General features: G+C 64.5%; 22 protein-coding genes. 7 read left to right on the forward strand and 15 right to left on the reverse strand.

Features of this window, described 5'->3' with window-relative positions:
* Window positions 1-32 precede the first annotated feature (32 nt).
* From F0P97_RS06810 to F0P97_RS06825, 4 genes are all read left to right on the forward strand, one after another.
* Complete coding sequence (locus F0P97_RS06810) at window positions 33-1,016, forward strand: branched-chain amino acid ABC transporter permease (protein WP_182286157.1); 984 nt, start codon at window positions 33-35, stop codon at window positions 1,014-1,016.
* Between the two features lie 156 nt (window positions 1,017-1,172).
* Window positions 1,173-2,243, forward strand: coding sequence for a branched-chain amino acid ABC transporter permease (locus F0P97_RS06815; RefSeq protein WP_182286158.1), 1,071 nt, complete (start codon window positions 1,173-1,175; stop codon window positions 2,241-2,243).
* Between the two features lie 69 nt (window positions 2,244-2,312).
* Window positions 2,313-3,209, forward strand: coding sequence for an alpha/beta fold hydrolase (locus F0P97_RS06820; protein ID WP_182286159.1), 897 nt, complete (start codon window positions 2,313-2,315; stop codon window positions 3,207-3,209).
* A gap of 84 nt (window positions 3,210-3,293) precedes the next feature.
* Window positions 3,294-4,244: a rhodanese-like domain-containing protein gene (locus tag F0P97_RS06825; RefSeq protein ID WP_182286160.1), complete on the forward strand. Its 951-nt coding sequence runs from the start codon at window positions 3,294-3,296 to the stop codon at window positions 4,242-4,244.
* Between the two features lie 64 nt (window positions 4,245-4,308).
* On the opposite strand, the gene F0P97_RS06830 is transcribed toward F0P97_RS06825, so the two are convergent.
* The 14 genes from F0P97_RS06830 to hemH all read right to left on the reverse strand — a co-directional run bounded on the left by F0P97_RS06830 (window position 4,309) and on the right by hemH (window position 17,855).
* A complete protein-coding gene (locus F0P97_RS06830) occupies window positions 4,309-4,482 on the reverse strand; it encodes a hypothetical protein (protein WP_003057543.1) in 174 nt (57 codons plus the stop codon).
* Window positions 4,483-4,495: 13 nt separating this feature from the next.
* Window positions 4,496-5,593, reverse strand: coding sequence for a YeeE/YedE thiosulfate transporter family protein (locus tag F0P97_RS06835; protein WP_182286161.1), 1,098 nt, complete (start codon window positions 5,591-5,593; stop codon window positions 4,496-4,498).
* Between the two features lie 156 nt (window positions 5,594-5,749).
* On the reverse strand, window positions 5,750-6,706 hold the full coding sequence (locus tag F0P97_RS06840; RefSeq protein WP_182286162.1) for a sulfurtransferase: 957 nt from the start codon (window positions 6,704-6,706) through the stop codon (window positions 5,750-5,752).
* Window positions 6,707-6,921: 215 nt separating this feature from the next.
* Entirely contained in the window at window positions 6,922-7,458 is a 537-nt protein-coding gene (locus F0P97_RS06845; RefSeq protein WP_182286163.1) for a (2Fe-2S)-binding protein, read from the reverse strand.
* Window positions 7,455-9,737 carry a xanthine dehydrogenase family protein molybdopterin-binding subunit gene (locus F0P97_RS06850; protein WP_182286164.1) on the reverse strand — a complete coding sequence of 761 codons (2,283 nt, stop codon included), beginning with the start codon at window positions 9,735-9,737 and terminating at the stop codon, window positions 7,455-7,457. Before F0P97_RS06850 ends, F0P97_RS06845 begins: the two co-directional genes overlap by 4 nt.
* Window positions 9,738-9,743: 6 nt before the next feature.
* Window positions 9,744-10,541 (reverse strand): FAD binding domain-containing protein, encoded by a 798-nt coding sequence (locus F0P97_RS06855; RefSeq protein WP_182286165.1) that lies wholly within the window; start codon window positions 10,539-10,541, stop codon window positions 9,744-9,746.
* Window positions 10,542-10,565: 24 nt separating this feature from the next.
* Complete coding sequence (locus F0P97_RS06860) at window positions 10,566-11,078, reverse strand: nucleoside deaminase (RefSeq protein ID WP_182286166.1); 513 nt, start codon at window positions 11,076-11,078, stop codon at window positions 10,566-10,568.
* 20 nt (window positions 11,079-11,098) lie between these two features.
* The gene (locus tag F0P97_RS06865; protein ID WP_182286167.1) at window positions 11,099-11,860 is read right to left on the reverse strand and encodes an ABC transporter permease; all 762 of its coding nucleotides are present in this window, start codon (window positions 11,858-11,860) and stop codon (window positions 11,099-11,101) included.
* A 30-nt stretch (window positions 11,861-11,890) separates the two neighbouring features.
* The gene (locus F0P97_RS06870; RefSeq protein WP_182286168.1) at window positions 11,891-12,670 is read right to left on the reverse strand and encodes an ABC transporter ATP-binding protein; all 780 of its coding nucleotides are present in this window, start codon (window positions 12,668-12,670) and stop codon (window positions 11,891-11,893) included.
* A 62-nt stretch (window positions 12,671-12,732) separates the two neighbouring features.
* Window positions 12,733-13,731 (reverse strand): ABC transporter substrate-binding protein, encoded by a 999-nt coding sequence (locus F0P97_RS06875; protein WP_182286169.1) that lies wholly within the window; start codon window positions 13,729-13,731, stop codon window positions 12,733-12,735.
* Between the two features lie 40 nt (window positions 13,732-13,771).
* Window positions 13,772-14,572, reverse strand: a complete 801-nt coding sequence (locus F0P97_RS06880; RefSeq protein WP_182286170.1) for an alpha/beta fold hydrolase — start codon at window positions 14,570-14,572, stop codon at window positions 13,772-13,774.
* An 11-nt stretch (window positions 14,573-14,583) separates the two neighbouring features.
* Window positions 14,584-15,537 carry an isopenicillin N synthase family dioxygenase gene (locus F0P97_RS06885; protein ID WP_182286171.1) on the reverse strand — a complete coding sequence of 318 codons (954 nt, stop codon included), beginning with the start codon at window positions 15,535-15,537 and terminating at the stop codon, window positions 14,584-14,586.
* Between the two features lie 191 nt (window positions 15,538-15,728).
* On the reverse strand, window positions 15,729-16,706 hold the full coding sequence (locus F0P97_RS06890) for a LysR family transcriptional regulator (RefSeq protein ID WP_182286172.1): 978 nt from the start codon (window positions 16,704-16,706) through the stop codon (window positions 15,729-15,731).
* A gap of 51 nt (window positions 16,707-16,757) precedes the next feature.
* A complete protein-coding gene (hemH, locus tag F0P97_RS06895; protein ID WP_182286173.1) occupies window positions 16,758-17,855 on the reverse strand; it encodes a ferrochelatase in 1,098 nt (365 codons plus the stop codon).
* 73 nt (window positions 17,856-17,928) lie between these two features.
* Between hemH and F0P97_RS06900 the strand changes: the two genes are divergently transcribed.
* Genes F0P97_RS06900 through F0P97_RS06910 form a run of 3 tightly spaced genes read left to right on the forward strand, consistent with a single transcriptional unit; the run spans window position 17,929 to window position 19,835 of the window.
* Window positions 17,929-18,678 (forward strand): HAD family hydrolase, encoded by a 750-nt coding sequence (locus F0P97_RS06900; protein ID WP_182286174.1) that lies wholly within the window; start codon window positions 17,929-17,931, stop codon window positions 18,676-18,678.
* A 45-nt stretch (window positions 18,679-18,723) separates the two neighbouring features.
* Window positions 18,724-19,572: a DUF2189 domain-containing protein gene (locus tag F0P97_RS06905; RefSeq protein WP_182286175.1), complete on the forward strand. Its 849-nt coding sequence runs from the start codon at window positions 18,724-18,726 to the stop codon at window positions 19,570-19,572.
* A 47-nt stretch (window positions 19,573-19,619) separates the two neighbouring features.
* Window positions 19,620-19,835, forward strand: a complete 216-nt coding sequence (locus tag F0P97_RS06910) for a DUF2788 domain-containing protein (RefSeq protein WP_003078455.1) — start codon at window positions 19,620-19,622, stop codon at window positions 19,833-19,835.
* A gap of 110 nt (window positions 19,836-19,945) precedes the next feature.
* Here F0P97_RS06910 and F0P97_RS06915 read toward each other — a convergent pair whose 3' ends face one another.
* Entirely contained in the window at window positions 19,946-20,968 is a 1,023-nt protein-coding gene (locus F0P97_RS06915; RefSeq protein WP_182286176.1) for a Bug family tripartite tricarboxylate transporter substrate binding protein, read from the reverse strand.
* Window positions 20,969-21,112 lie beyond the last annotated feature (144 nt).

Raw genomic sequence — 21,112 nt, forward strand, 5'->3', positions numbered from 1 at the left:
GCAGTGTTGGCGGGCAATCGGAGGGAGCCTGCATGAGCTTCAAGGATATGGATTACAAGCCGCTGTTGCTGGTGCCGCTGCTGGCGCTGGTGACGCTGCCGCTGGTGGGTTCGCCCAGCACCTGGTTGACGCTGACGGTTGCAGGTTTGGCTATGGGCATGATCGTCTTCATCATTGCTTCGGGTCTGACGCTGGTGTTCGGCCTCATGGATGTGCTGAACTTCGGGCACGGCGTGTTTATCGCGCTCGGCGCCTTTGTGGCCACCAGCGTGCTTGGCGTCATGGGCGACTGGACTGGCTCGGACCAGCTCTGGCGCAATCTGGCCGCTGTCTTTCCGGCCATGCTGGTGGCGATGCTGGTGGCCGGCGCCGTGGGCCTGGCGTTCGAGCGCTTCATCGTGCGCCCGGTCTATGGCCAGCATCTCAAGCAGATTCTCATCACCATGGGCGGCATGATCATCGGCGAGGAGCTGATCAAGGTCATCTGGGGCCCGCAGCAGATACCGCTGCCCCTGCCCGATGCCATGAAGGGTGCGTGGTTGCTGGGCGATGCGGCCGTGGAGAAGTACCGCGTGTTTGCCGTGCTGGTGGGCGCGCTGGTGTTTGCAGGGCTGGCCTGGACGCTTGCACGCACCAAGCTGGGCCTGCTGATCCGCGCCGGCGTTCAGGATCGCGAGATGGTCGAGGCGCTTGGCTACCGGGTGCGCAACCTTTTCATTGGCGTGTTTGTGGCCGGCTCGGCCCTGGCCGGGCTGGGCGGCGTGATGTGGGGGCTGTACCAGCAGAACGTGATTCCGCAGATGGGCGCCCAGGTCAATGTGCTGATCTTCATCGTCATCATCATCGGCGGGCTGGGCAGCACCGGTGGCGCTCTCATCGGAGCACTGCTGGTGGGGCTGATGGCCAACTACACGGGCTTTCTCGTGCCCAAGGTGGCGCTGTTTTCCAATATCGCGCTCATGGTGGCCGTCCTGCTGTGGCGTCCCCAAGGCATCTATCCGGTCGCCAACAGATGAGATACCCCCAGAGTCGCTTCGCGCCTTCCCCCTGGAAGGGGGACTCCACCCTCGCAGCGGGGCGGCGCGGCCGGCCCAGGCCCTTGCTCGGTGGCAACTGGCTTGGTGCATGCCGGCTGCATACGTGGCGCCATGAAAGTTTGAAAGGCTAGTCTGATGCTCAACCGTTTGCTCTCCGGCGATCTGCCGCGCAGTCGCATCCTGGCACTGATGCTGCTGGCGATCTTCCTCGGTCTTGCCGTGGCGCCGTTTGCCTTCCCCGGTGTCAAGGCGCTCAATGTGGCGGCCAAGGTGCTGATCTTTGTGGTGCTGGTTGCCAGTTTTGACCTGCTGCTGGGCTATACCGGCATCGTCAGCTTTGCCCACACCATGTTCTTCGGCATAGGCGCCTATGGCGTGGCCATTGCTTCCGGCAAGCTGGGGGCGGGCTGGGGGGCGCTGGCCCTGGGGCTGGGTGCGGCGCTGCTGGTGTCGCTGCTCCTGTCCCTGGCCATCGGCCTGTTCTCCCTGCGTGTGCGCGCCATCTTCTTTGCCATGATCACGCTGGCCGTGGCGGCCGCATTTCAGACCCTGGCTTCGCAGCTGTCCGACTGGACGGGAGGCGAGGATGGCCTGACCTTCAAGATGCCCGAATGGCTGTCGCCCAGCTTCGAGCCCTTCGAGAACGAGATCTTCGGTACCCTCATCGACGGCAGGATCATCAGCTACTACCTGCTGTTTGTGCTGGCGCTGCTGCTGGTGCTGATGCTGCTGCGCATCGTCAATTCGCCCTTTGGCCGCGTGCTGCAGGCGATTCGCGAGAACGAGTTCCGTGCCGAGGCCATCGGCTACCGCGTGGTGGTCTATCGCACCACGTCCAGCGTGCTCTCGGCCCTGTTCGCCTGCGTGGCCGGTGCCATGCTGGCGGTCTGGCTGCGCTACAACGGGCCGGACACCACACTGTCCTTCGAGATCATGATGGACTGCCTGCTCATCGTCGTCATCGGCGGCATGGGCACGATTTATGGCGCGGTGATCGGCTCCGTCATCTTTCTGGTCGCGCAAAGCTATCTGCAGGATTTGCTGCGGCTAGGCAGCGAAGCTGCCGTCAGCCTGCCATGGCTGTCGGCCCTGCTGTCGCCCGACCGCTGGCTGCTGTGGCTGGGTCTGCTGTTTGTGCTCTCGGTCTATTACTTCCCCACGGGCGTGGTCGGGCGGCTGCGTGCTGCGGCGTCGCTCAAGGACTGATGATTCCAATTTTTATAGCTTAAAGCGCTTTATACATAAGCGTTTAAGGCCAAATTCATTCAGAAAATCATGAGCCAGACCTCTCCCGCCTTGCCTCTGCCCGCATCTTGCTATGCTCTTTGCGCGGGCTATGAGATTCATTACCTTGACTGGCAGCCGCAAGGCCCGACCAAGGCCACGGTGATCGCCTGGCATGGCCTGGCACGCACGGGCCGCGACATGGATGCCCTGGCGCAGTTTCTCGTGGCGCAAGGCTATCGCGTCATCTGCCCGGATACGCTGGGCCGCGGCCTGAGCCAGTGGAGCCGCAACCCGCGCGAGGACTATCGGCTGCGCTTCTATGCCCTGCTGGCGCGCGAGCTGATGGATGCGCTGGCGCTGCAGCAGGTGCACTGGGTGGGGACCAGCATGGGCGGCGCGATAGGTACGGTCTGTGCGTCCGGCCTGTTCGAGCCGGATCTCAGGCACCGCATTCTCACGCTCACGCTCAACGACAATGCGCCCGAGCTGGCCGAGGCTGCGCTGGCCCGCATCAAGAGCTACGCCGGCCGCCCGCCGGTGTTCGACACCGTCTCCGAGCTGGAAGGCTTTTTCCGCGCAGCCTACAAGCCCTATGGCTGGCTCAGCGATTTCGAGTGGCGCAAGCTGACCGAGACCAGCACGCGTCGTTGCGATGACGGCCGCGTCACGCCGCATTACGACCCGCGCATGATCGAGCAGTTCACCGAGCATGACAACGACTATCTGCTCTGGGATCACTATGACGCGTTGCAACTGCCCGTGCTGTTGCTGCGCGGCGAGGAGTCCGATCTGGTGCTCAAGCCGGTGGCCGAGCAAATGCAGCAGCGAGGCCCCGGTGCCCGAGGTCTGCTGACCTGGCTGGAGGTGCCGGACTGCGGCCATGCGCCGGCGCTCAATGTGAACGCGCATTTCGAGGCCGTTCTGTCCCATCTGCACCAGGCCTGAAGCGCAACAACCTCGCAGCCCCGGGGATGTTCGCGTCTCGCTAGCATCGGTGGCTCACCCTGGTCGGGGTAAGGAGCGTGGGTCATGGGTTTTGTCGTCGATCTGATTCGGGAATACGGCTTCGGCATTGTCTTTCTCAATGTGCTGGTGGAGCAGCTGGGCGCACCCATCCCGGCCTATCCGGTACTGGTGGTGACCGGAGCGCTGGAGGGCGGCAGCCTGGCACGCCTGGGCTGGCTCACCGTGATTGCGGTGGCCGCAGCGCTGATTGCCGATGTGCTCTGGTACCACGCAGGCAAAGCCTATGGGCACCGGGTGCTGGGACGTATCTGCCGCATTTCGCTCTCTCCGGATGCCTGCATCCGTCAGACCGAGTCCGTCTATGGGCGCTGGGGTGCCAGGTCTTTGCTGGTGGCCAAGTTCGTGCCGGGCTTTGCCTCCATTGCCAGTGCGCTGGCCGGTGTGGTGGGCACGCCGCTGCGCACCTTTGTGCTGTTCGATACGCTGGGGGCCCTGATCTGGGTGGGTTCGGCGGTGTTTCTGGGCTCGCTGTTCAGCTCCACGGTGCAGGATCTGCTCGATGTGCTGACGGCGCTGGGCAAATGGGGACTGCTGCTGCTGTGCGTGGCGTTCGCGGTCTTCGTGGCGCGCAAGTGGTGGCAGAGGCAGCGCGTGGTACGTTCGCTGAAGATGCCGCGCATGTCGGTCGAGGAGCTGGCGGGGCTCAATGCCCAGGGCATCACGCCGACGGTGATCGATGTGCGCGAACCCCTGCTCTTCGGTCAGGGCCATATTCCCGGTGCCAGCTCCTGGCTGGAGCATCAGGGCAAGGGCAGGGCGGCCTACGAGCACTTGCTGCCGCGCGAGCGGCATGAGCATGGCCTGGTCGTGTATTGCGACTGCCCCGACGAGATCTCCGCCGCGCGCGTGGCCAGGCAATTGCAGCGTGCGGGATTTCACAATGTCCGGCCATTGAGCGGCGGCCTGACGGCCTGGGAGGCGGCCGGCTTCGAGCTGGAAAAGCCCGAGGCCTGAGCAGGCCCCAAAGAAAACGCCCTGACCATTCTCTGGGCAGGGCGTCGGGGTTGGGTCGAGGCGCTTACTTGCCGGCAGGCATGGAGCAATGTCCGCCCTGTGCGGCCTGGCCGGAGCCGGCGGCAATCAGCGGCGCTTCGAAGCGCAGGTCGATGGCCGGCGATGTATGGAAGTCCCAGGCCAGAAAGACGAGCAGCACGGCCCAGAATACGGTGCGCAAGGTGCTTGGTGAGGTCATGGTTGTTCCTTGCTCAGAAGCCGAAATGGCGGCGGATGCGCAGGCCGAAGATGGTGCCTGCAAATGCCAGTGGGACCCAGATCCAGCCGTGGATGGAGCCGGTGGAGATGCCTGACAGCATGGCGCCCACATTGCAGCCGAAAGCCAGGCGCGAGCTGTAGCCGAGCACCAGTCCCGCCACCAGGGCCACGACCCATTGTGTGCCTGTCAGTGCCTTGGCTGCCGCGGGCTTGCCGGCGGCAATCCACAATGCGCCGCCCAGAATTCCGATATTGGTGATGCTGGTCACGTCCAGCAGCACGGTCTCATGCAGGCGCGCCGCATTGCCGGGCTGGCTCCAGAACCAGTTGCTGGCCAGATCGACGGCGCCCGTGGCGTTGGCGATCTTGGCGGCCCACAGACCAAAGCCGTAGACCACGCCCCAGGGCTGGCCCGCAATGATCAGGTTGAGCGTGGCCAGGATGGCCAGCAGCACGGCACCGACCAGCCATTTGCGCACCAGCAGCGGCTTGGCCGGGCGGTTCAGGGCAGCATTGGCCTTTTTCACATACAGGGCCACGCCTGCCGCGATTAAGGCCAGCGCGACCAGCGTGGCGATCAGCGCTGGAGCCCAGCCCCATTGCGTGACCAGGCCCACGGGGGCGGTATTGCCCAGATCCAGCCACCAGCCCAGATGCAGGCTGCCCAGAAAGCTGCCGATCGCAAACAAGGGCAGTATGGCCGTGTTCATGGGGATGCCCATGCCCGCCTTGTAGAGGGTGCCGCTGCCGCAGCCGTCGGCGATCTGCATGCACAGGCCGAAGACAAAGGCACCGACCAGCAGGCTGATGCTGGGCGGGCCGAGAGCTGCCGTCAGTTCCGGGAAGTGGCCCAGCAAAGGCATGGCCAGAGCCGCAGCCAGCGCCAGCAGCAGCAATTGGCCAAAGATGCCGCTGCCGTCCTTTTCCTCGACCAGCATGCGCCAGCCCGTGGTAAAGCCAAAGCGCTTGCCGGCCAGCACCGCGCCCAGGCCTATGCCCACGGCAAACAGAGCTGCCTGACGCACCGAGACCGACCACAGCAGCCAGCCAAAGAAAACGGCCAGCAAGGCCGTTATGGGAAGTCGTTTCATGTGTTTTTATGGAATTGATGGGTGAGGGCTGCGACGCACTTTCCGCAAAGGGCATGCACCCAGATCAGAGACAACGAGCAAAGGACGCCCTGCAGCGAAGTTGTTGTCCCCTTGGGGGCGCCCGGCTTGGGGAAGGCGCGAAGCGACTCAGGGGAGTCATTTAAAAGTTTTTTCCCACCATTTTTGGGCGTCATAGGCCAATGACTGGGCGCGGCCCGGCTGGTTGGCCATGCGCGGCGCGTCCTTGGACTGCGTCCAGTCCACCATGGAGCCCGCATACAGCTTCACATTGGGCAGACCTGCCATTTCGGAGAGGCCGAACCAGTCGGTGGCCGCCCAGTGACCGGTGTTGCAGAAGGCCACCATGTCCTGGCCTTGCGGGCGCTGGACCTTGGCAGCGATTTCCCTGGCCTTGGCTGCATCCACGAACCGTGAGGTACCGGGCACAAACCATTGATTGAAATCCAGTTGCTGGGCGCCGGGCAAGGTGCCCGAGAGCTTGGCGGCGGGTGCGCGGGTCTTGCCCAGATAGAAGGCGTCGGGGCGCGAGTCCACCAGGGCCGCATTGGAGAGGTCGATATGCTTGCCCACGTCCTGCTGGGTGGCCAGCCAGTTGGCGTCAAAAGTCGGGGTGTAGCTGCTGGGCGCAATCTGCACCTGGGTCTTGCCCAGGGGCTTGCCTGCGCTTTCCCAGGCCTTCATGCCGCCGTTGACGATGGACAGCTCCTTGAGGCCCAGGCTTTTGAGCGTCCAGTACACGCGGGCCGCGGCACCGAAGTCCGTGGCATCCGCGCCGCTGGAGATCACGATGGCATGCGTGGCTGGCGTCAGTCCCAGGGACTGCACCAGCGCCACCAGCTTGGCCTGGTCGGGCAGCTCGCCGGGATTGGTGGCCGGGCCGCGCCATTTGCCGTAGGGGGCATTGGCGGCCTGGGCGATATGGCCGGCCTCGAAGGCTTTGGGGTCGCGGATATCGATGAGGCGCACATCGGCCTGCTGCAGCAGTGGCTGCAGCTGTTCGGGGTTGAGCAGGGGCTGGGCCGCGAGCGCCCAGCTGCTGGCGCCCAGGCTCAAGCCCAGGCCCAGTGCATAGCGTGTCAGAGAGTTTTTCATGGCAGGAGTCGGCAAAGCCGATTCGTCAGGGGCATGGCTATGCCCAGGGCCTCTATTGTCCGGCCTTGCCGCGACAGGGCCAACCAAGAAAAACTTGTCTGCTTATTGCCTGGGGTCATGAGCCGGCGAGCAAACGGCGTGGTTTCTGATCAATATGGTTAAAAGTGGTGGAATCGCTTTGCAGGTAAACGATTGCAGCTATTAATTTTGAAGAATCATGCGCTTTCCTCGGCCGGAAACAGCTCCTGCACTGTCCGCCGGATACCACCATAGCCCGTACAGCGGCAAAGGTTTCCGCACATCTGGGCCTCGGCTTCTGCGGCTGTGGGACGGGGCTGCTGCTGGTGCAGCCAGCTCATGCTCATGACCATGCCGGAGGTGCAATAGCCGCATTGCACGCCGCCGCAGCGCGCCAGCGCGTCGCGTACGGGCTCGCTGGCGCTGTCCTGTGCCACGGACTCGATGGTGCGCACGGTCTGGCCCTGGATCTGATAGGCCATCAGCAGGCATGCGTTCACGGGCTCAGCATTGAGCCAGACCATGCAGGCGCCACAGCGCCCCACTTCGCAGCCGGGCTTGGCCCCGGTGAGGTGCCAGTGCTCGCGCAGCAAGGTCAGCAGCCGGGTATCGGGGCTGCAGCTGGCGCTGACCGGCTGGCCGTTCAGATTCAGCTGCAGCACAAAAGCCGAGGTCTCCTTTGCGCTGGCTGCGGGTGGCTTTACGCCGTGATCCGGGATGTGGGTCGTCGTCATGGTGTGGAGGGCTTCGCGCCCGCTTCCAGCAGCGCGATCACGCGCTCCGGGGTCATGGGCAGTTGCGTGATGGGGTGCTGCAGTGCGGCGGCCAGGGCATTGGCCACTGCGGGCAGGGCCAGGTTGACGCTGATCTCGCCGGCTCCGCGCGGGCCTATGGGGTCGCCCCCGGGAAGGTTCTCGATCGCCAGCACCTGCATGTCAGGGGCATCGGCCAGCGTGGGGATCAGATAGCCGTCGAGATTGCGCGCCTGGTAGTGGCCGTCCAGGCAAGCCAGCTCCTCCTGCGTGCCCATGGCCAGGCCCATGAGGGCGCCGCCTTCCATCTGGCCCAGATAGCCCTGGGCCGATGCCACGGGGCCCAGGGCCGTGCACATCACCAGCCGCTGCACCTGGACCATGCCGCTCCAGGTGTCGACGCGTACCAGGGCAATGGCGGCGCAGGCTCCGAAGACGAAGTGGGTGTCATGCGCGTTGCCCTGCGGGTCCTCGGCGCGCAGGTCTATGGAGATACAGGGCGCTTGTTCGCCCGATGCCTTTGCCAGATCGGCATAGCTGAGGCTCATGCCCGCAGCGCTTTCCAGGCCCCGTGCGCCGCAGCGCAGAGGGATATCGGGCCGCACTCTTGCGGCGGCCAGGAGCAAGGCTTGCTGCCAGGGCCCGGCCGCCTCCTGCAAGGCGCGCCATACCAGTGTGGTGGCGCGCGAGGCGGCCACCGGGCCGGAGTCGGGCGTTAGCCGGGTATCGCCCAGCACCGGCCGGATGGCGTCGACGGCGCAGCCCAGATGCTGCGCGCCCAGGCTCTGTACGGTTCCGACCAGATTCTGTCCCAGCTCGGTAAAGCCGCAGCGCAGCTCGATCGCTCCATCGGCGGCCAGGGCCAGCTCCATGCGGCAGTCACTGGGGCCACCCTTGCCAAAGCCGTCGCTGCGATGGATCAGCGTGAGGCCCACGCCGTGCAGATGGCGCCCGTCCGCGCTGGCCCAGCGATGCGGCCCGCGCCACAGCGCCTGCTGGCGGGCGACATCGAGTGCGCGCTGGGCACCGTCAAACGGTACGACATGCTGGCCCAGCGGGCCGGGCGCCTCGGGCGCGGCAAGATTGAGGGCGCGAAACGCGTCAGCTGTCATGCCGACCAGCGCAGCCAGTCTGTCCATCTGCTGCTCGAGTGCAAATTGCACCTGTACGGCGCCGAAGCCGCGGAACGCACCCGCGATACCGTTGTTCGTATAGGCCAGCCTGGCACTGAGGTCCAGTGCCTGATACCGGTAGGGGCCGGGGGCATGCTCGAGCGCGGCATCCAGCACCTCGGGGCCATGCGTGGCATAGGCCCCGGTGTCGGCCACTATCTGCACCTGGTGGCAGGTGAGCCGGCCCTGGGCATCGCAGCCGCTACGCATTCTGATCTGCATGGGATGGCGCTTGACCCCCAGATCCACCGATTGCGTGCGTGTCAGGTGCAGCCGCACGGGGCGTTGCGCCTTCCAGGCCAGCAGGGCCGCAATCGGCTGAATCGTCAGCTCGTCCTTGCCGCCATAGGAGCCGCCTACGGGCGTGCCCACGGCATGCACTCTGTCATGCGCCAGGCCCAGCATGGCGGCGATGACCTGCTTTTCGCGTGCGGGGTTGTGGCTGCCGAAGAACAGCTGAAGGCCGCCCGCGCCATCGGGCTCGGCCACACCGCCCTCGGTCTCGAGGAAAGCATGCATCTGGCGCGGCGTGACATAGCTGTCCTGCACCCAGTGCACGGTGGCTTCCTGGGCCGCAGACATGTCGCCCTGGCGGTGGCTGCAGGCATGCAGCAGATTGCCATCCTGATGGACTGGCTGCTCGGAGGCCGCCGTGCCGTCAAGGGCGGTGACCGGGTCGCAGACAGGGGGCAGGAGTTCGTATTCGATGCGGATCAGCGCCAGAGCCTGCCGCGCCGTCTCCATGTCCACGGCCGCAACGGCGGCGACTGGGTCGCCCACATGGCGCACCTTGTCGATGCAGAGCACGGGCCGGTCCGCCTTGCGCAGGCCGTAGTGCTTGATGCCGGGGATATCGGCATGGGTGACCACGGCATGGACGCCCGCAAGAGCTTTGGCCGCGCTGGTGTCGATGCGCAGAATGCGCGCATGGGGGTGGGGGCTGCCGAGAATCGCTCCTCGCAGCTGGCCCGGCCGAATACGGTCGGTCAGAAAGCCCGGGTTGCCGCCGAGCTTGGCCATGGCATCGGGCCGGACCGGCAAAGCCTCCAGGCCCAGCTCGCGGATGTGATGAGGGGTAAGGAATTGCATGACGGTTCAGGCCAGCAGCCCGCAATGTCCGGCAATCAGGCGGCTGGCGATCCGGGCCAGATCGGGCGGCAGGCTTTGCTCGCAGGTGGTACGTATATCGCCGAGGGAGGGGCGGATCTGCAGCTCCTGCGCATAGCTCAGCAGCTTTTCCGTGGCTTGCAGGCGGTGCACTCCTATGCCGGGAGCCGCCACGGCGATGCGGTCCAGGCTCAGCAGCTGTTGCGCATCGCTCCAGCGCAAGGCCATGCGCAGGCGCGCGGGGGAGAATGCCGCGCGATAGCCGACCTTCTCGAACACCATTGGCCGGGGCTCCATCACATCGATGCGCGGCAACAGGAACGACAGCATCAGAGGCCGGTCCATGAGCTCTAGCGTCTGCGCCAGTGACTGCTGGTTGCCGTCCGTCAACTCGACCTGCGCATCCATGGCCAGCAATACCGGGCAGCAGTCGCCTTCGCCCCAACCTATATTGCCGCCCAGGGTTCCCAGGCGGCGTACCCCCATGGCTCCGAGCTGAGCCAGGGCCTGGACGAGCACGGGCGCGTGCTGCTGCACCCAGGGGTGACGGCGGACGGCCTCCAGCCGCATGCCTGCACCGATGTGCAGATATTGCGGGCCGAGGCTGATCTGCTGCATCTCGGGCCAGTGCATCACATTGATGAAATGCGTGGCCGACGGCGCCAGGCGAGGCTCTGCCCATGACTGCTGCAGCAGTGTGCCCCCGGCGATGAAGCAGGCGGCATTGCCGAGCTTGCGGGCCAGGGCCTGTGCGGCCTGGGGTGACGAGGGATGGGTGAGCAGCATGGCAGCGTCCTGCTGGCGTGGTTCTCAGCGCTGCGCCCAGAAGGCTTGCTGCTGGGCGGCGATCTCGGCCTCCATCTCGGGTACGGGGCCGATCAGCTCCACGGCCTTCTGGCAATGGTCGAAGACATAGCGCGACGAGACGCTCATGGTCGGGTTCTCGCCATGGCTGCCCGTGCATTCCAGCAGGCGGTGCTCGGTCATGCCGAACACGATGCGGCCGATATTGGCCCAGTAGGCCGTGCCGGCGCACATGCAGCAGGGCTCTACATTGGTGTAGAGCGTGCAGCCCCACAGAAACTCGGCTGTGTAGTTGGTGGCCGCCATGCGCGCCAAGGTCGACTCCGCGTGGTTGACGGTGTCGATATTGCACTGCTCCATGAGCACGGTCTCCTGGTCGGGGCCCACCAGCACGGCACCGAAGGGGTGGTGGCCCATTTGCGTGGCGCGCTGGGCCACGGCCTGCGCGCGACGCAGATTGCGCTGGATTTGTTCGGCAGTGGGCGTCAGGCCCTGAGGGGGAAAGTTCTTGTCTGTCATGGTGGCGGTCCTTGTGTTGATCAGGCGGGAGTGCTCTGGCTCCAGGGAAAGAGGCGCTTGTGCAGCTGCTGCACGCCACCATAGAGCAGCAGGCTGCACAGCACCAGCAGTGCCAGTGCGGCAAAGGCCACGGGCACCTTGAAGGAGGAGGTGGCAAACAGAATCAGATAGCCCAGGCCTTTTTCAGCAGCCACGAACTCGGCGACCACGGCACCCACAATGGCCAGCGTGATGGATACCTTGAGGGCCGAAAACACATAGGGCACGGCAAACGGCATGCGAATCTGCCAGTACTGGCGGCTGGTGGTGGCGCGCAGCGAGCGCGACAGCTCCACCAGCTCTGCCGGCACCGAGGCCAGGCCCAGGGCCGTGGAAACTACCAGCGGAAAAAAGGCAATCAGCGTGGTGATGACCACGCGGGGCAGCAGGCCTGCACCCAGAGTGACGACGATGATAGGGGCGACGGCCACGATGGGGGTGGACTGGATCACCACCAGCCAGGGCATGATGATTTTCGAGAGCAGCTGCGAGCGCGTGATGGCGATGGCCAGCGGAATGGCCAGGGCGATCGCCAGCGCATAGCCTATCAGCGCGACCTGCAAGGTGGCCGTGACATGCTCCAGCCAGCGCTGCAGCCCCATCTCGGCAGCAGAGCGCCAGATCAGGCTGGGAGCGGGAAAAATGTACTCTGGGATATGCGCCAGGCGGCAGGCGCACTCCCAGAACAGCAGGACGGCGAGGAATACCAGCAGCGAAGCATGGCGTTGTATGAGGGCAGACATAGGGGGCCTCTTGAGGCTGCGGGAGGATCTTCAGGCGTGTGCGGGGTGTTTGCTGAAGACCTTGAGACGAATCTCGTTGGCCATTTCGGTGAACACGGGATCGGCCAGAGTGGCCATGCTGCGCGGGCGTGCCAGCGGCACATCGATGATGTCGGCCACACGGCCCGGGCGGGCGCTCATGACCACGATACGGTCGGACAGCAGCAAGGCCTCCTGAATGGAGTGGGTCACAAAGACCACGGTCTTGGGGCGCTCGTTCCAGATGCGCAGCAGCTCCAGGCTCATCTCGTCGCGTGTGAGCGCGTCCAGCGCCGAGAAGGGCTCGTCCATCAGCAAGATGTCCGGGTCATGCAGCAAGGAGCGTGCAATCGCGACGCGCTGCTGCATGCCGCCCGAGAGTTCGTGGGGCCGCTTGTGGCCGAAGTCCCTGAGACCGATCATCTCCAGCAGCTGCTGGGCGCGGGCCTCTTCCTTCATTTCCACATGGCCGTATTTGTGGCGCATGGGGAAGGTGATGTTGTCCAGCACCGAGAGCCAGGGCAGCAGCGTGGGCTTCTGGAAAACCATGCCGATCTCGTCGCGCGGTTCGGTCACGGGCAGATCGAAGATGCGTACCTCGCCGCTGCTGGGGCGGATCAAGCCCGCAATCAGTCGCAATATGGTGGACTTGCCGCAGCCCGAGGGGCCGATCAGCGAGACGAATTCGTGGCGGCGCAGATGCAGGTCCACGCCCTGCAGGGCCGTGACAGGGCTGCCATCGCTGGAGACAAAGGTCTGGGTGACCGCGTTCAGATCGATTACGTGTTGCATGGCAGGCGATTAAGGAAAGAACAAGGGCGCGAGCGCGGCGCAGCGACGCTCTCGCATGGGATTTACTGGCTCAGAAAGCGGCGATCCACCAGCGTTTCCGGGTCGACCTTCTTGAGGTCGTAACTCATGGACTGGGCCACCCAGCCCCAGGTGGCGGCCAGCAGCCGGGGCTCGAATTTGCCCAGGCCGTCGCGCTGGCTGATCTCGTTCCTGAGCAGCGGGATGGAGGCTTCAAATTCGGCCTTGACCACGGCAGTGTCGGCTTCGGGCACCTGGGCCTTCAGCGACTCGGCCGCCTTTTGCGGGTTCTGGATGGAGAACTCCAGCGACTTGCCCAGTGCCCGCACGTAGCGCTTGAGCACTTCAGGGCGTTCCTTGATGGTCTTGTCGCTGGCCATGACGGACCAGCCATAGCCGTCCAGACCGAACTGCGTCCAGGGCAGGACCGACAGCTCCTTGCTGGCCTGCTTGAGCACGGCGCTGAAGGCCGGAGCCACGGTCACCCAGTTGATGGTCGCGTCCACGCGGCCCTGGGCCAGCATGGGAGCCAGCGTGGCCGGGTCCGACTTGATGACCTTGATCTTGCTGGCGTCCACGCCGTTCTTCTGCAGCACGATGGGCCACAGGGCATTCGATGAGGAGAAGGTGGGCATTGCCACCGTCTTGCCTTCCATGTCCTTGAGGTTCCTGATCTTGCTGTCGGCGCGCGTGAACAGTGCATCGGGCTGTTTGGAATACAGCGACATCACGGCCTTGACGGGAATCCTGCCTTCGGCAGCGGCCATCATCAGCGCCGAGATGCCGCCAAAACCCACATCGGCAGAGCCAGAGGCCACCTTGGTCACGGCATCGGCCGAGCCCCGGCCGGGAACGATCTTCACGTCCAGGCCTTCGTCCTTGAAAAAGCCCTGCTGCACGCCGGCATAGACAAAGGACTTGTCGCCCCCGGGCAGCCAGTCGAGCTGTACCGTGAGCTTGTCGGCTGCCTGGGCCGCTGCGCCACAGGCGACGAGCATGGCGAAAAGGGCGGAGCGTTTGTAGTAGGTCGTGGGGCGCGTCATGAATAACTCCTGAAGAATGTGAGTTCGGGGTAATTGGTTGCTATACATTGATGAGCGGCATGCGCAAGCTCATAAACGGCTTCGATTGAATTTCATCTAGAACTGGCAGCAAGGCATCGCTCAGGGCCTGAGGGCAGGCCAGTTGGGGCACATGGCCGCAATCGAGGCTGATGCGTCTGGCGCCCGGCGTGAGCTGCTGCATGCGTTGCTGCAGCGGCAGCGTCACGGAGCGGTCCTGACGACATTCCACATAGATACGTGGCACCCGGCCAAAACACTCGGCGCTTAGCCGGTTCACCATGGCCCGGCCCGATTCGGGCTGGACGCAGAGACGGCTGGCCGCCTTGAGTGCTGCGGTCGGAGGGCAGTCATGCAGGAACAAATCCATGGCGGCTTCCAGCGGCACGCTGCTGGCATTGCGCTGCTCGTTCCAGGCCAGATGCGGGCCTATGCCCTGGTAGTCAAAGCCTGGATCGGCGGCGCGGCATTGCGCGATCACATCGCCATAGCTCATGCCGCTGGGCAGCATCATTCCGGCCAGATAGACCAGGGTGCTGACTCGCTCGGGGGCGGCCTGGGCAACCTGAGAGGCCGTCATGCCGCCACCGCTGTGGCCGACCACCACGGCAGGGCCGTCCAGCGCTTCCAGCACGCGCAGCACATGGGCGGTGTAGCCATCGAGATTGGCGCAGCTGTCGTCTTCGGCGGCGGCATCGTTGCCCGGGAGATTGACGGCAATCACCGTCCAGCCGCTGGCCTGCAGCAGCGGCGTCCAGGCCGCAAAAGCCCAGCTGCCTTGCCAGGCCCCGTGGATCAGCACCATATTGCGTGAGCTTGTCATCGTGGCCTCCGTCAACCGTAGGTGCGGCGATAGCATTCGATCTGGTGCTGCTCCACCGTGACGGCCGGGTATCTGGGCTGTGCGCCCTCGTCCAGGCAGGTGGGAATGCATTCCACCTTGTGCAGCGGGTTGCCCGTGAAGAAAAAGGGCACGGAATAGCGTTCGCGACCCGAGACATTGATGACCCGGTGCAAGGTGGAGACATAGCGGTCGTTGGTCCAGCGCGCGAACAGGTCGCCGATGTTGACGACGAAGGCGCCGGGCACGGGGGGCGCGTCGATCCAGCTGCCTAGGTCCTTGTCCCAGACCTGCAGGCCGCCGGCCTCGTCCTGCAGCAGCAAGGTCACGCCGCCGAAGTCCGTGTGCTCTCCGCAGCCTTTCTCGCCGGGTTCGGGATTGGCAGGCTGGGGCGGGTAATGCAGCAGGCGCAGGGTCGCGGCGGCCTCATTGAGGTAGCCGTCGAAGTGGCTGACCGGCACGCCCAGCGACAAGGCCAGGCCGCGTACGATGGTCGCGCCCAGGCCATGGGCGGCCTGGTAATAGTTCTGCATCACGGCGCGGAAGTCGGGCAGGGTTTCGGGCCATTGGTTGGGGCCGGTATTGAAGCGGCCGGCCAGCACGCGCGCGTCATCGGCTGCGACCTCTGCGCCGGCGTAAAAGCTTTCCTTGAGATCGGGCGGTGCGCCGCTCTCCAGCGTCTGGGCGCGCAGCGGCTCATAGCCGCGATTGCAGCGGGAGAGCTTTTTGTCCACGGCCAGCTTTTCGGTCATGGGCAGGTCAAAGAAGCGCTGGCTGGCTGCAAACAGGCTGCTGATCAGCGCCGGGTCTATGCCATGGCCGGTGATATAGAAGAAGCCTCGCTGTTCGCAGGCCTGACGCAACTGCTCGGCCACCAGGTGCTGATCCACAGGGTCATGGCTGCGCAGGCCGCTGATGTCGATGAGGGGGAGGGCAGAGGTGCTCACAAATGGCGTCCTGAAACTGAAGAACTGGAGTCAGTTTAGAAAGCGCAGTCCGTGCTGGATAGCGCAGCTTTTGCTTCGGGGTGATCTAAAAATGTGAGCGCCAATCGCTGATGGGTAAAGCGCTGCACGGCATTGGTGCATTCGAAGAAAGCGATGCGCACAATGCCGGTGCAGGCACAGGCGGGGGGCTCTCAGCTCCTGGCGGAAACCGCCGCAGCGGCGGTCTGCGTGCGTGCCACCCATTCACGCAGGGCGACGCTTTCCTCGTCCTCGCGGCTTTCTATGGCATCGGCCGCGATGCGGTTGAAGGCGTCGAGTGCCGATGGCAGCGTGCGTCCTGCACGCACATAGACACCGAGTTCGGAGTACAGCGTGGTGGGGGTGTCCAGCGGCACATGGACCAGCCGGCCTTCGCGCAGCTCGCGCTCCAGTCCCAGGCGGCTCTGGAAAAAAATGCCCACACCGCGTTCGGCAAGACTCTTGGCCAGCTCGATGGACGAGGTTTCCAGCAACACCTGCAATGCACGTTTGTGGTGCGCCAGCAAGGGCTGCAGCAAGTCGTGCATGGAGAGTTCGGGCGTTGGCAGAATCAGCGGAAAGACCGCGCATTGCGCAAAGTCCACGCGCTCCAGCTGGGCAATCGGGTGCTTGGGCGGCACGATGGCACCCAGCGCAAAGCGGCCCATGGTGCATTGGCGCAGATTGTCGTGGCGCTTGACCGAAAAGCCTATGCCCACGTCCGCATCGCCCTGAATCACGGCCTGTGCCGCCTGCTGGGAGCCGCAGGTGCGCACATGAATCTGAATCGTGGGATAGCGCCTGTGCATCTGCGTGAGCACGGCAGGCATCAGGTCGGCGTTCAGGCCTTCCACGGCGGCCACGCTGACCGAGCCGCGGCGTACGCCGCGCAGCAGCTCCAGCTCGGTGCCGAGACGGTGCTCGTCCTGCAGCACCGTGATCACATGGCGCGAAAACACTTCGCCGGCGGCCGTGAGCCGCAGGCCCGAGCTCAGGCGCTCGAACAGCGGGCTGCCGATTTCGTCCTCCAGTTGCAGCAACTGGCGGTTGACCGCCGACGAGGCCACATGCAGATGGCGTGCGGCCTCGCGTATGGAGCCGCAACGGCGGATCATGTCGAAATAGCGAATGGAGCGGGCGTGAATATGCATGCTGCCGGAGTCAGCATATGCCGTGCCAGTTCGCTGGGTGGCCGCGACCGCTTACTGTGGCGCGCCCGCCGCCTTGGCGCGCTGGGCACGGGCCTTGAGCTTGGCATCCTCCTCGCGCCCGGTGGGCCAGCCTTGCATATGCTGCTGGGCAATATTGCTGAGCGCGGTGATCCACGGTGCGCTGTCGTTGAGGCAGTCTATGTATTCGAACTGCTGGCCGCCCGCATGCAAAAAGGCTTCACGTGCTTCCTGCTTGATTTCCTCCAGCGTTTCCAGGCAGTCGCTGGTGAAGCCGGGGCAGACCACATCGACGCGCCGGGTGCCGGCCCGGGCCATGGCAATCAGCGAGGGCTCGGTATAGGGCTCCAGCCATTTGGCCTTGCCAAAGCGCGACTGGAAGGTCACCAGATACTGGTCGCTGGCGAGCTTGAGCCGCTCGGCCAGCAGGCGTGCCGTCTTGTGCGATTCGCAGTGATAGGGGTCGCCCAGATGCAGGGTGCGTTCTGGCACACCATGAAAGCTCATGACCAGCTTGTCCCCGCGACCGTGGCCGCGCCAGTGGGCTTCGATGCGCTGTGCCAGCGCTTCGATGTAGCCGGCATCGTCGTGGTAGCGGTTGACGAAACGCAGCTCGGGAATATGGCGCTGGGTCCTGGCCCAGTCGTAGACGGCGTCGAACACGCTGGCCGTGGTCGTGCCCGAGTACTGGGGGTACAGCGGCAGTATCAGGATGCGCGTCACGCCGTCCTGCTTGAGTGCATCCAGCTGGGCCGCAATGGATGGCGTGCCGTAGCGCATGGCCGGCAGCACCAGCACATTGTGGCCGCGCTCGCCCAGCCAGCCGCGCAGCAAGGTGGCCTGGCGCGTGGTCCAGTGCAGCAGCGGGGAGCCGTCCTTTTCATGCCAGACGGTGGCGTACTTGGCTGCCGACTTGGCCGGACGGGTGCGCAGGATGATGCCGTGCAGAATCGGCCACCAGGCGAGCTTGGGAATCTCGACCACGCGATCGTCACCAAGAAATTCCGCCAGATAAGGGCGCACTGCGGCGGCCGTGGGGGCGGCCGGCGTGCCCAGATTGCACAGCAGGATGCCGGTGCGTGCGGATTGATCGTGACGGAAGCGGGGTTCGGGCGCAAAGCGTGATGGCATGGTGCAATTGTGTCAGCTAATCGGATAGGCGCAGCCGCTCTGCGGCATTAGCCGGGCCGCTATTCTTCGGGGCATGCAATCCCAAGACACCACTGCCCCTGCCATTGAAACCCTTCAGCGCCTGCGCCAAAGCGGCCAGATTCGCGCCATCAGTCTGGATCTGGACGACACGCTCTGGCCCATCTGGCCCACGATTGCCAAGGCAGAGGCCGTTTTGCTGCAGTGGCTCGCGCAGCATGCTCCCGGTACGGCCGAGCACCTGGGCGATACGGACAAGGTGCGGGCCTTGCGTCACGAAATCGTGGCATTGCGCCCGGATCTGAAAGCCGACCTCAGCGGTCTGCGCCGGGAGTCCATCCGTCTGGCGCTGACCCGGGCCGGTGACGACCCTGCCCTGGCCGAACCGGCCTTTGACGAGTTCTTTGCTGCTCGTCAGCGGGTCGAGCTGTTTGACGATGCCTTGCCGGCGCTGCAGTTTCTGTCGCAGCGCTGGCCGGTGGTGGCCCTGTCCAACGGCAATGCGAATGTGCATGTGGTGGGTATAGGCGAGCATTTTCGCGCCTCGCTGTCTGCCAGCGCAGCGGGCATGGCCAAGCCCGAGACGCGTTTTTTCCAGGCTGCAGCGGATGCGGCCGGCGTCGCCCCCGAGCATGTGCTGCACATCGGCGACGATGCGGCACTCGACGCCCAGGGCGCCATGGATGCGGGTATGCACGCAGTCTGGCTCAACCGTGGGCAGGTAGCATGGCCTTGCGTGGGTCCTGAACCCCACGTCACAGTCGCCAGCCTTTGGCAGTTGTGTCAGGGGCTGGCAGATCGTTGACCGGGACGAGGTAAAGCTTTGCGGGTCAACGAAGAAGGACCGCCTATGCCTACCTGTCTGTCTGCCTGCCTTCTCACGCCGCCACCGCTGGCACCTGTGCGAACCATTGCCTGGAGCCGGCCTCTGGTGTGGCTTTCCAGGGCCTTGCAGGACATTTCTAATGCTCCGTTAATCAGTCTGGCGCATGGTCTGGCCTTGATCCTGATCGGTGCAGCAATCCTGACCCTGGGGCACAATCGCTTCTGGTTGATGGCTGGAGCCTTGTCGGGCTTTCTGGTGGTGGGGCCTCTGGTTGCCACCAGCCTCTATGCCGTCAGCCGTGCCATAGAGCGCGGTGAGGTGGCAGACTGGGGTCTGATCCGCCGCACCTGGACGCAATGGCAGAGCTGCCATGCCACGGGCCGGGGAGGGTACTGGTGCATGGTCAGGTTCGGCGCCTTGCTGGCGCTGGCAGCCACGGGTTGGGTGCTGATTTCGGCATCGCTGATCACCGTGATGTCGCCTGTGCGCGTGCAAACCCTGCAGGATTTCATTGCGCATGTGGTGCTGGCCAGGGATGGTCAGCTGTTTGTGCAATGGATGGCTTTGGGCAGCTTTCTGGCTGCTCCGATTTTTGCGTCCAGCGTGGTGGCCATGCCGCTGATGCTGGACAGGCGAGTGACCGTGCGTCAGGCCGTGTTGACCAGTTGGTCCGTGGTGCTGGCCAACCCTGGCCCTATGGCCTTGTGGGCGGCGCTGATTGTGATGTTGACTTTGCTGGGCCTTGGCAGCTATCTGCTGGGGCTGGTGGTTGTGATGCCCCTGCTGGGCCATGCCAGCTGGCACGCCTATCGAGACCTGGTGGATGCCTCTGCATTCCCCGCCAGGGATGACGCGATAGTGCCTGCTGTCTGAGCGATGCGCGACCAGGGCCTGGCAAAGGCTGTAAGGACCTGGTTGTCGTGATATTCGGTTATACGGAAGAGCAGATTGCCCACTTTTTCCTGACCTGGGGCGTGGGTGCCTTCATCTTGTTCATGGTGTTCATCATCCTGCAGCTGGCGCGTCAGTCCAAGGCAGGCAAGTTCGGCACCTTTGTGATTTGCCTGGGTCTGGGCGTGGGCTTTGTGGGCTATATCGCCAAGATCATCATCCAGTGGTGGATAGAGAGTCACTGAGCTGCGCCACGAGCTGCGTCATAGGGCGCTGACCGGCTCACTACTCGAGCAAGGTCCGCCCCTCGCCCCCTTCCGAAAAGTAGGGTGGAAAGGAGCGGTGCCTCAGTGGGTTAACCCGGTTTCACCTGTGCGCGCTTGAGCACTTTTTGCCAGCGGTTCTGCTCGGTGGCGATGAACTGGGCAAACTGCTCCGGCGTGCTGCCAATGGGCTCGGCGGCGTCGCCCTGCAAGCGCTTGAGCGCATCGGGTGCCTTGACGGCCTTGGCGCATTCTGCGGCCAGCTTGTCCACATGGGAGCGGGGCAGGCTGGAAGGGGCGAGCATGCCGTACCACTGGGTCATCTCGAAGCCGGGAAAGCCCTGTTCGGCCACCGTAGGCACATCGGGCAGCTGTGGCAGGCGCTTGGTCGAGCCGGTGGCGATGCAGCGCACCTTGCCGGCCTTGATGAAGGGCAGCAGTGCGGCGGCGCCGACCGAGGCCGCATCAAGACGGCCCGAGAGCAGGTCGGTCATCATGGGGCCGGTGCCGCGATAAGGCACGTGGAGCATGAAGATGTCTGCCGTCATCTTCAGATATTCGAAGGCCAGGTGACCCGCGCTGCCATTGCCGGCCGAGCCATAGCTGAGCTTGCCAGGGTTCTTCTTGGCATAGGCCACCAGATCGGCAATGTTCTTGACGGGCAGGTCGGGGTGAACCACATAGAGGCTGGGCACCTTGGCCAGCAGGCTCACGGGCACAAAGTCCTTTTTAGGGTCCCAGGGCAGCTTGTCAAAAATATAGGGGTTGACGGCCAGGGTACCGATATGGCCGAGGATGACCGTGCTCTGGTCATCGGCGCGAGCCACCTCTTGCATGGCGATATTGCCTGCGGCGCCGGGCTTGTTGTCCACGAATACGTTCTGGCCGATGGTCTTGGACAGCTCTGCGGCGGTGGAGCGGGCCACGATTTCAGAGCTGCCGCCAGGCGCAAATGGCACGACAAAGCGAATCGGACGGCTGGGCCAGCTGTCATCGGCAGCGCGGGCCATGCCGGGCAGCAGGCCGCTGCAGGCCAGGACTCCTGCACTGGTCAGCAGATGGCGGCGCGAGATGCTCAGAACTTCGCGAGTGGACTTGTCGAACGTGGATGCCATGTTGTCTCCGTTGCTTTTGGCTTTATGCGGCTGAGAGATTGCCTCTCAAGCCATGGTTGCAACTGTGGCTGTCAAATCGCTGTCAAACCAGGTGCGGCAGGACTATCCAGGCATCAGGATTGTGCTGATAGGGTTTGCTCTAGA

The sequence above is a fragment of the Comamonas testosteroni genome (assembly GCF_014076415.1).
Taxonomy (GTDB): Bacteria; Pseudomonadota; Gammaproteobacteria; order Burkholderiales; family Burkholderiaceae_C; genus Comamonas; species Comamonas testosteroni_F.

Coding starts and splice junctions, on each gene's coding strand:
- hemH (WP_182286173.1), bottom strand. CDS start 17,855: ATGCCATCACGCTTTGCGCCCGAACCCCGCTTCCGTCACGATCAATCC.
- F0P97_RS06860 (WP_182286166.1), bottom strand. CDS start 11,078: ATGACAGACAAGAACTTTCCCCCTCAGGGCCTGACGCCCACTGCCGAA.
- F0P97_RS06865 (WP_182286167.1), bottom strand. CDS start 11,860: ATGTCTGCCCTCATACAACGCCATGCTTCGCTGCTGGTATTCCTCGCC.
- F0P97_RS06915 (WP_182286176.1), bottom strand. CDS start 20,968: ATGGCATCCACGTTCGACAAGTCCACTCGCGAAGTTCTGAGCATCTCG.
- F0P97_RS06835 (WP_182286161.1), bottom strand. CDS start 5,593: ATGAAACGACTTCCCATAACGGCCTTGCTGGCCGTTTTCTTTGGCTGG.
- F0P97_RS06810 (WP_182286157.1), top strand. CDS start 33: ATGAGCTTCAAGGATATGGATTACAAGCCGCTGTTGCTGGTGCCGCTG.
- F0P97_RS06850 (WP_182286164.1), bottom strand. CDS start 9,737: ATGCAATTCCTTACCCCTCATCACATCCGCGAGCTGGGCCTGGAGGCT.
- F0P97_RS06820 (WP_182286159.1), top strand. CDS start 2,313: ATGAGCCAGACCTCTCCCGCCTTGCCTCTGCCCGCATCTTGCTATGCT.
- F0P97_RS06825 (WP_182286160.1), top strand. CDS start 3,294: ATGGGTTTTGTCGTCGATCTGATTCGGGAATACGGCTTCGGCATTGTC.
- F0P97_RS06840 (WP_182286162.1), bottom strand. CDS start 6,706: ATGAAAAACTCTCTGACACGCTATGCACTGGGCCTGGGCTTGAGCCTG.
- F0P97_RS06815 (WP_182286158.1), top strand. CDS start 1,173: ATGCTCAACCGTTTGCTCTCCGGCGATCTGCCGCGCAGTCGCATCCTG.
- F0P97_RS06855 (WP_182286165.1), bottom strand. CDS start 10,541: ATGCTGCTCACCCATCCCTCGTCACCCCAGGCCGCACAGGCCCTGGCC.
- F0P97_RS06830 (WP_003057543.1), bottom strand. CDS start 4,482: ATGACCTCACCAAGCACCTTGCGCACCGTATTCTGGGCCGTGCTGCTC.
- F0P97_RS06890 (WP_182286172.1), bottom strand. CDS start 16,706: ATGCATATTCACGCCCGCTCCATTCGCTATTTCGACATGATCCGCCGT.
- F0P97_RS06870 (WP_182286168.1), bottom strand. CDS start 12,670: ATGCAACACGTAATCGATCTGAACGCGGTCACCCAGACCTTTGTCTCC.
- F0P97_RS06845 (WP_182286163.1), bottom strand. CDS start 7,458: ATGACGACGACCCACATCCCGGATCACGGCGTAAAGCCACCCGCAGCC.
- F0P97_RS06905 (WP_182286175.1), top strand. CDS start 18,724: ATGCCTACCTGTCTGTCTGCCTGCCTTCTCACGCCGCCACCGCTGGCA.
- F0P97_RS06880 (WP_182286170.1), bottom strand. CDS start 14,572: ATGACAAGCTCACGCAATATGGTGCTGATCCACGGGGCCTGGCAAGGC.
- F0P97_RS06875 (WP_182286169.1), bottom strand. CDS start 13,731: ATGACGCGCCCCACGACCTACTACAAACGCTCCGCCCTTTTCGCCATG.
- F0P97_RS06900 (WP_182286174.1), top strand. CDS start 17,929: ATGCAATCCCAAGACACCACTGCCCCTGCCATTGAAACCCTTCAGCGC.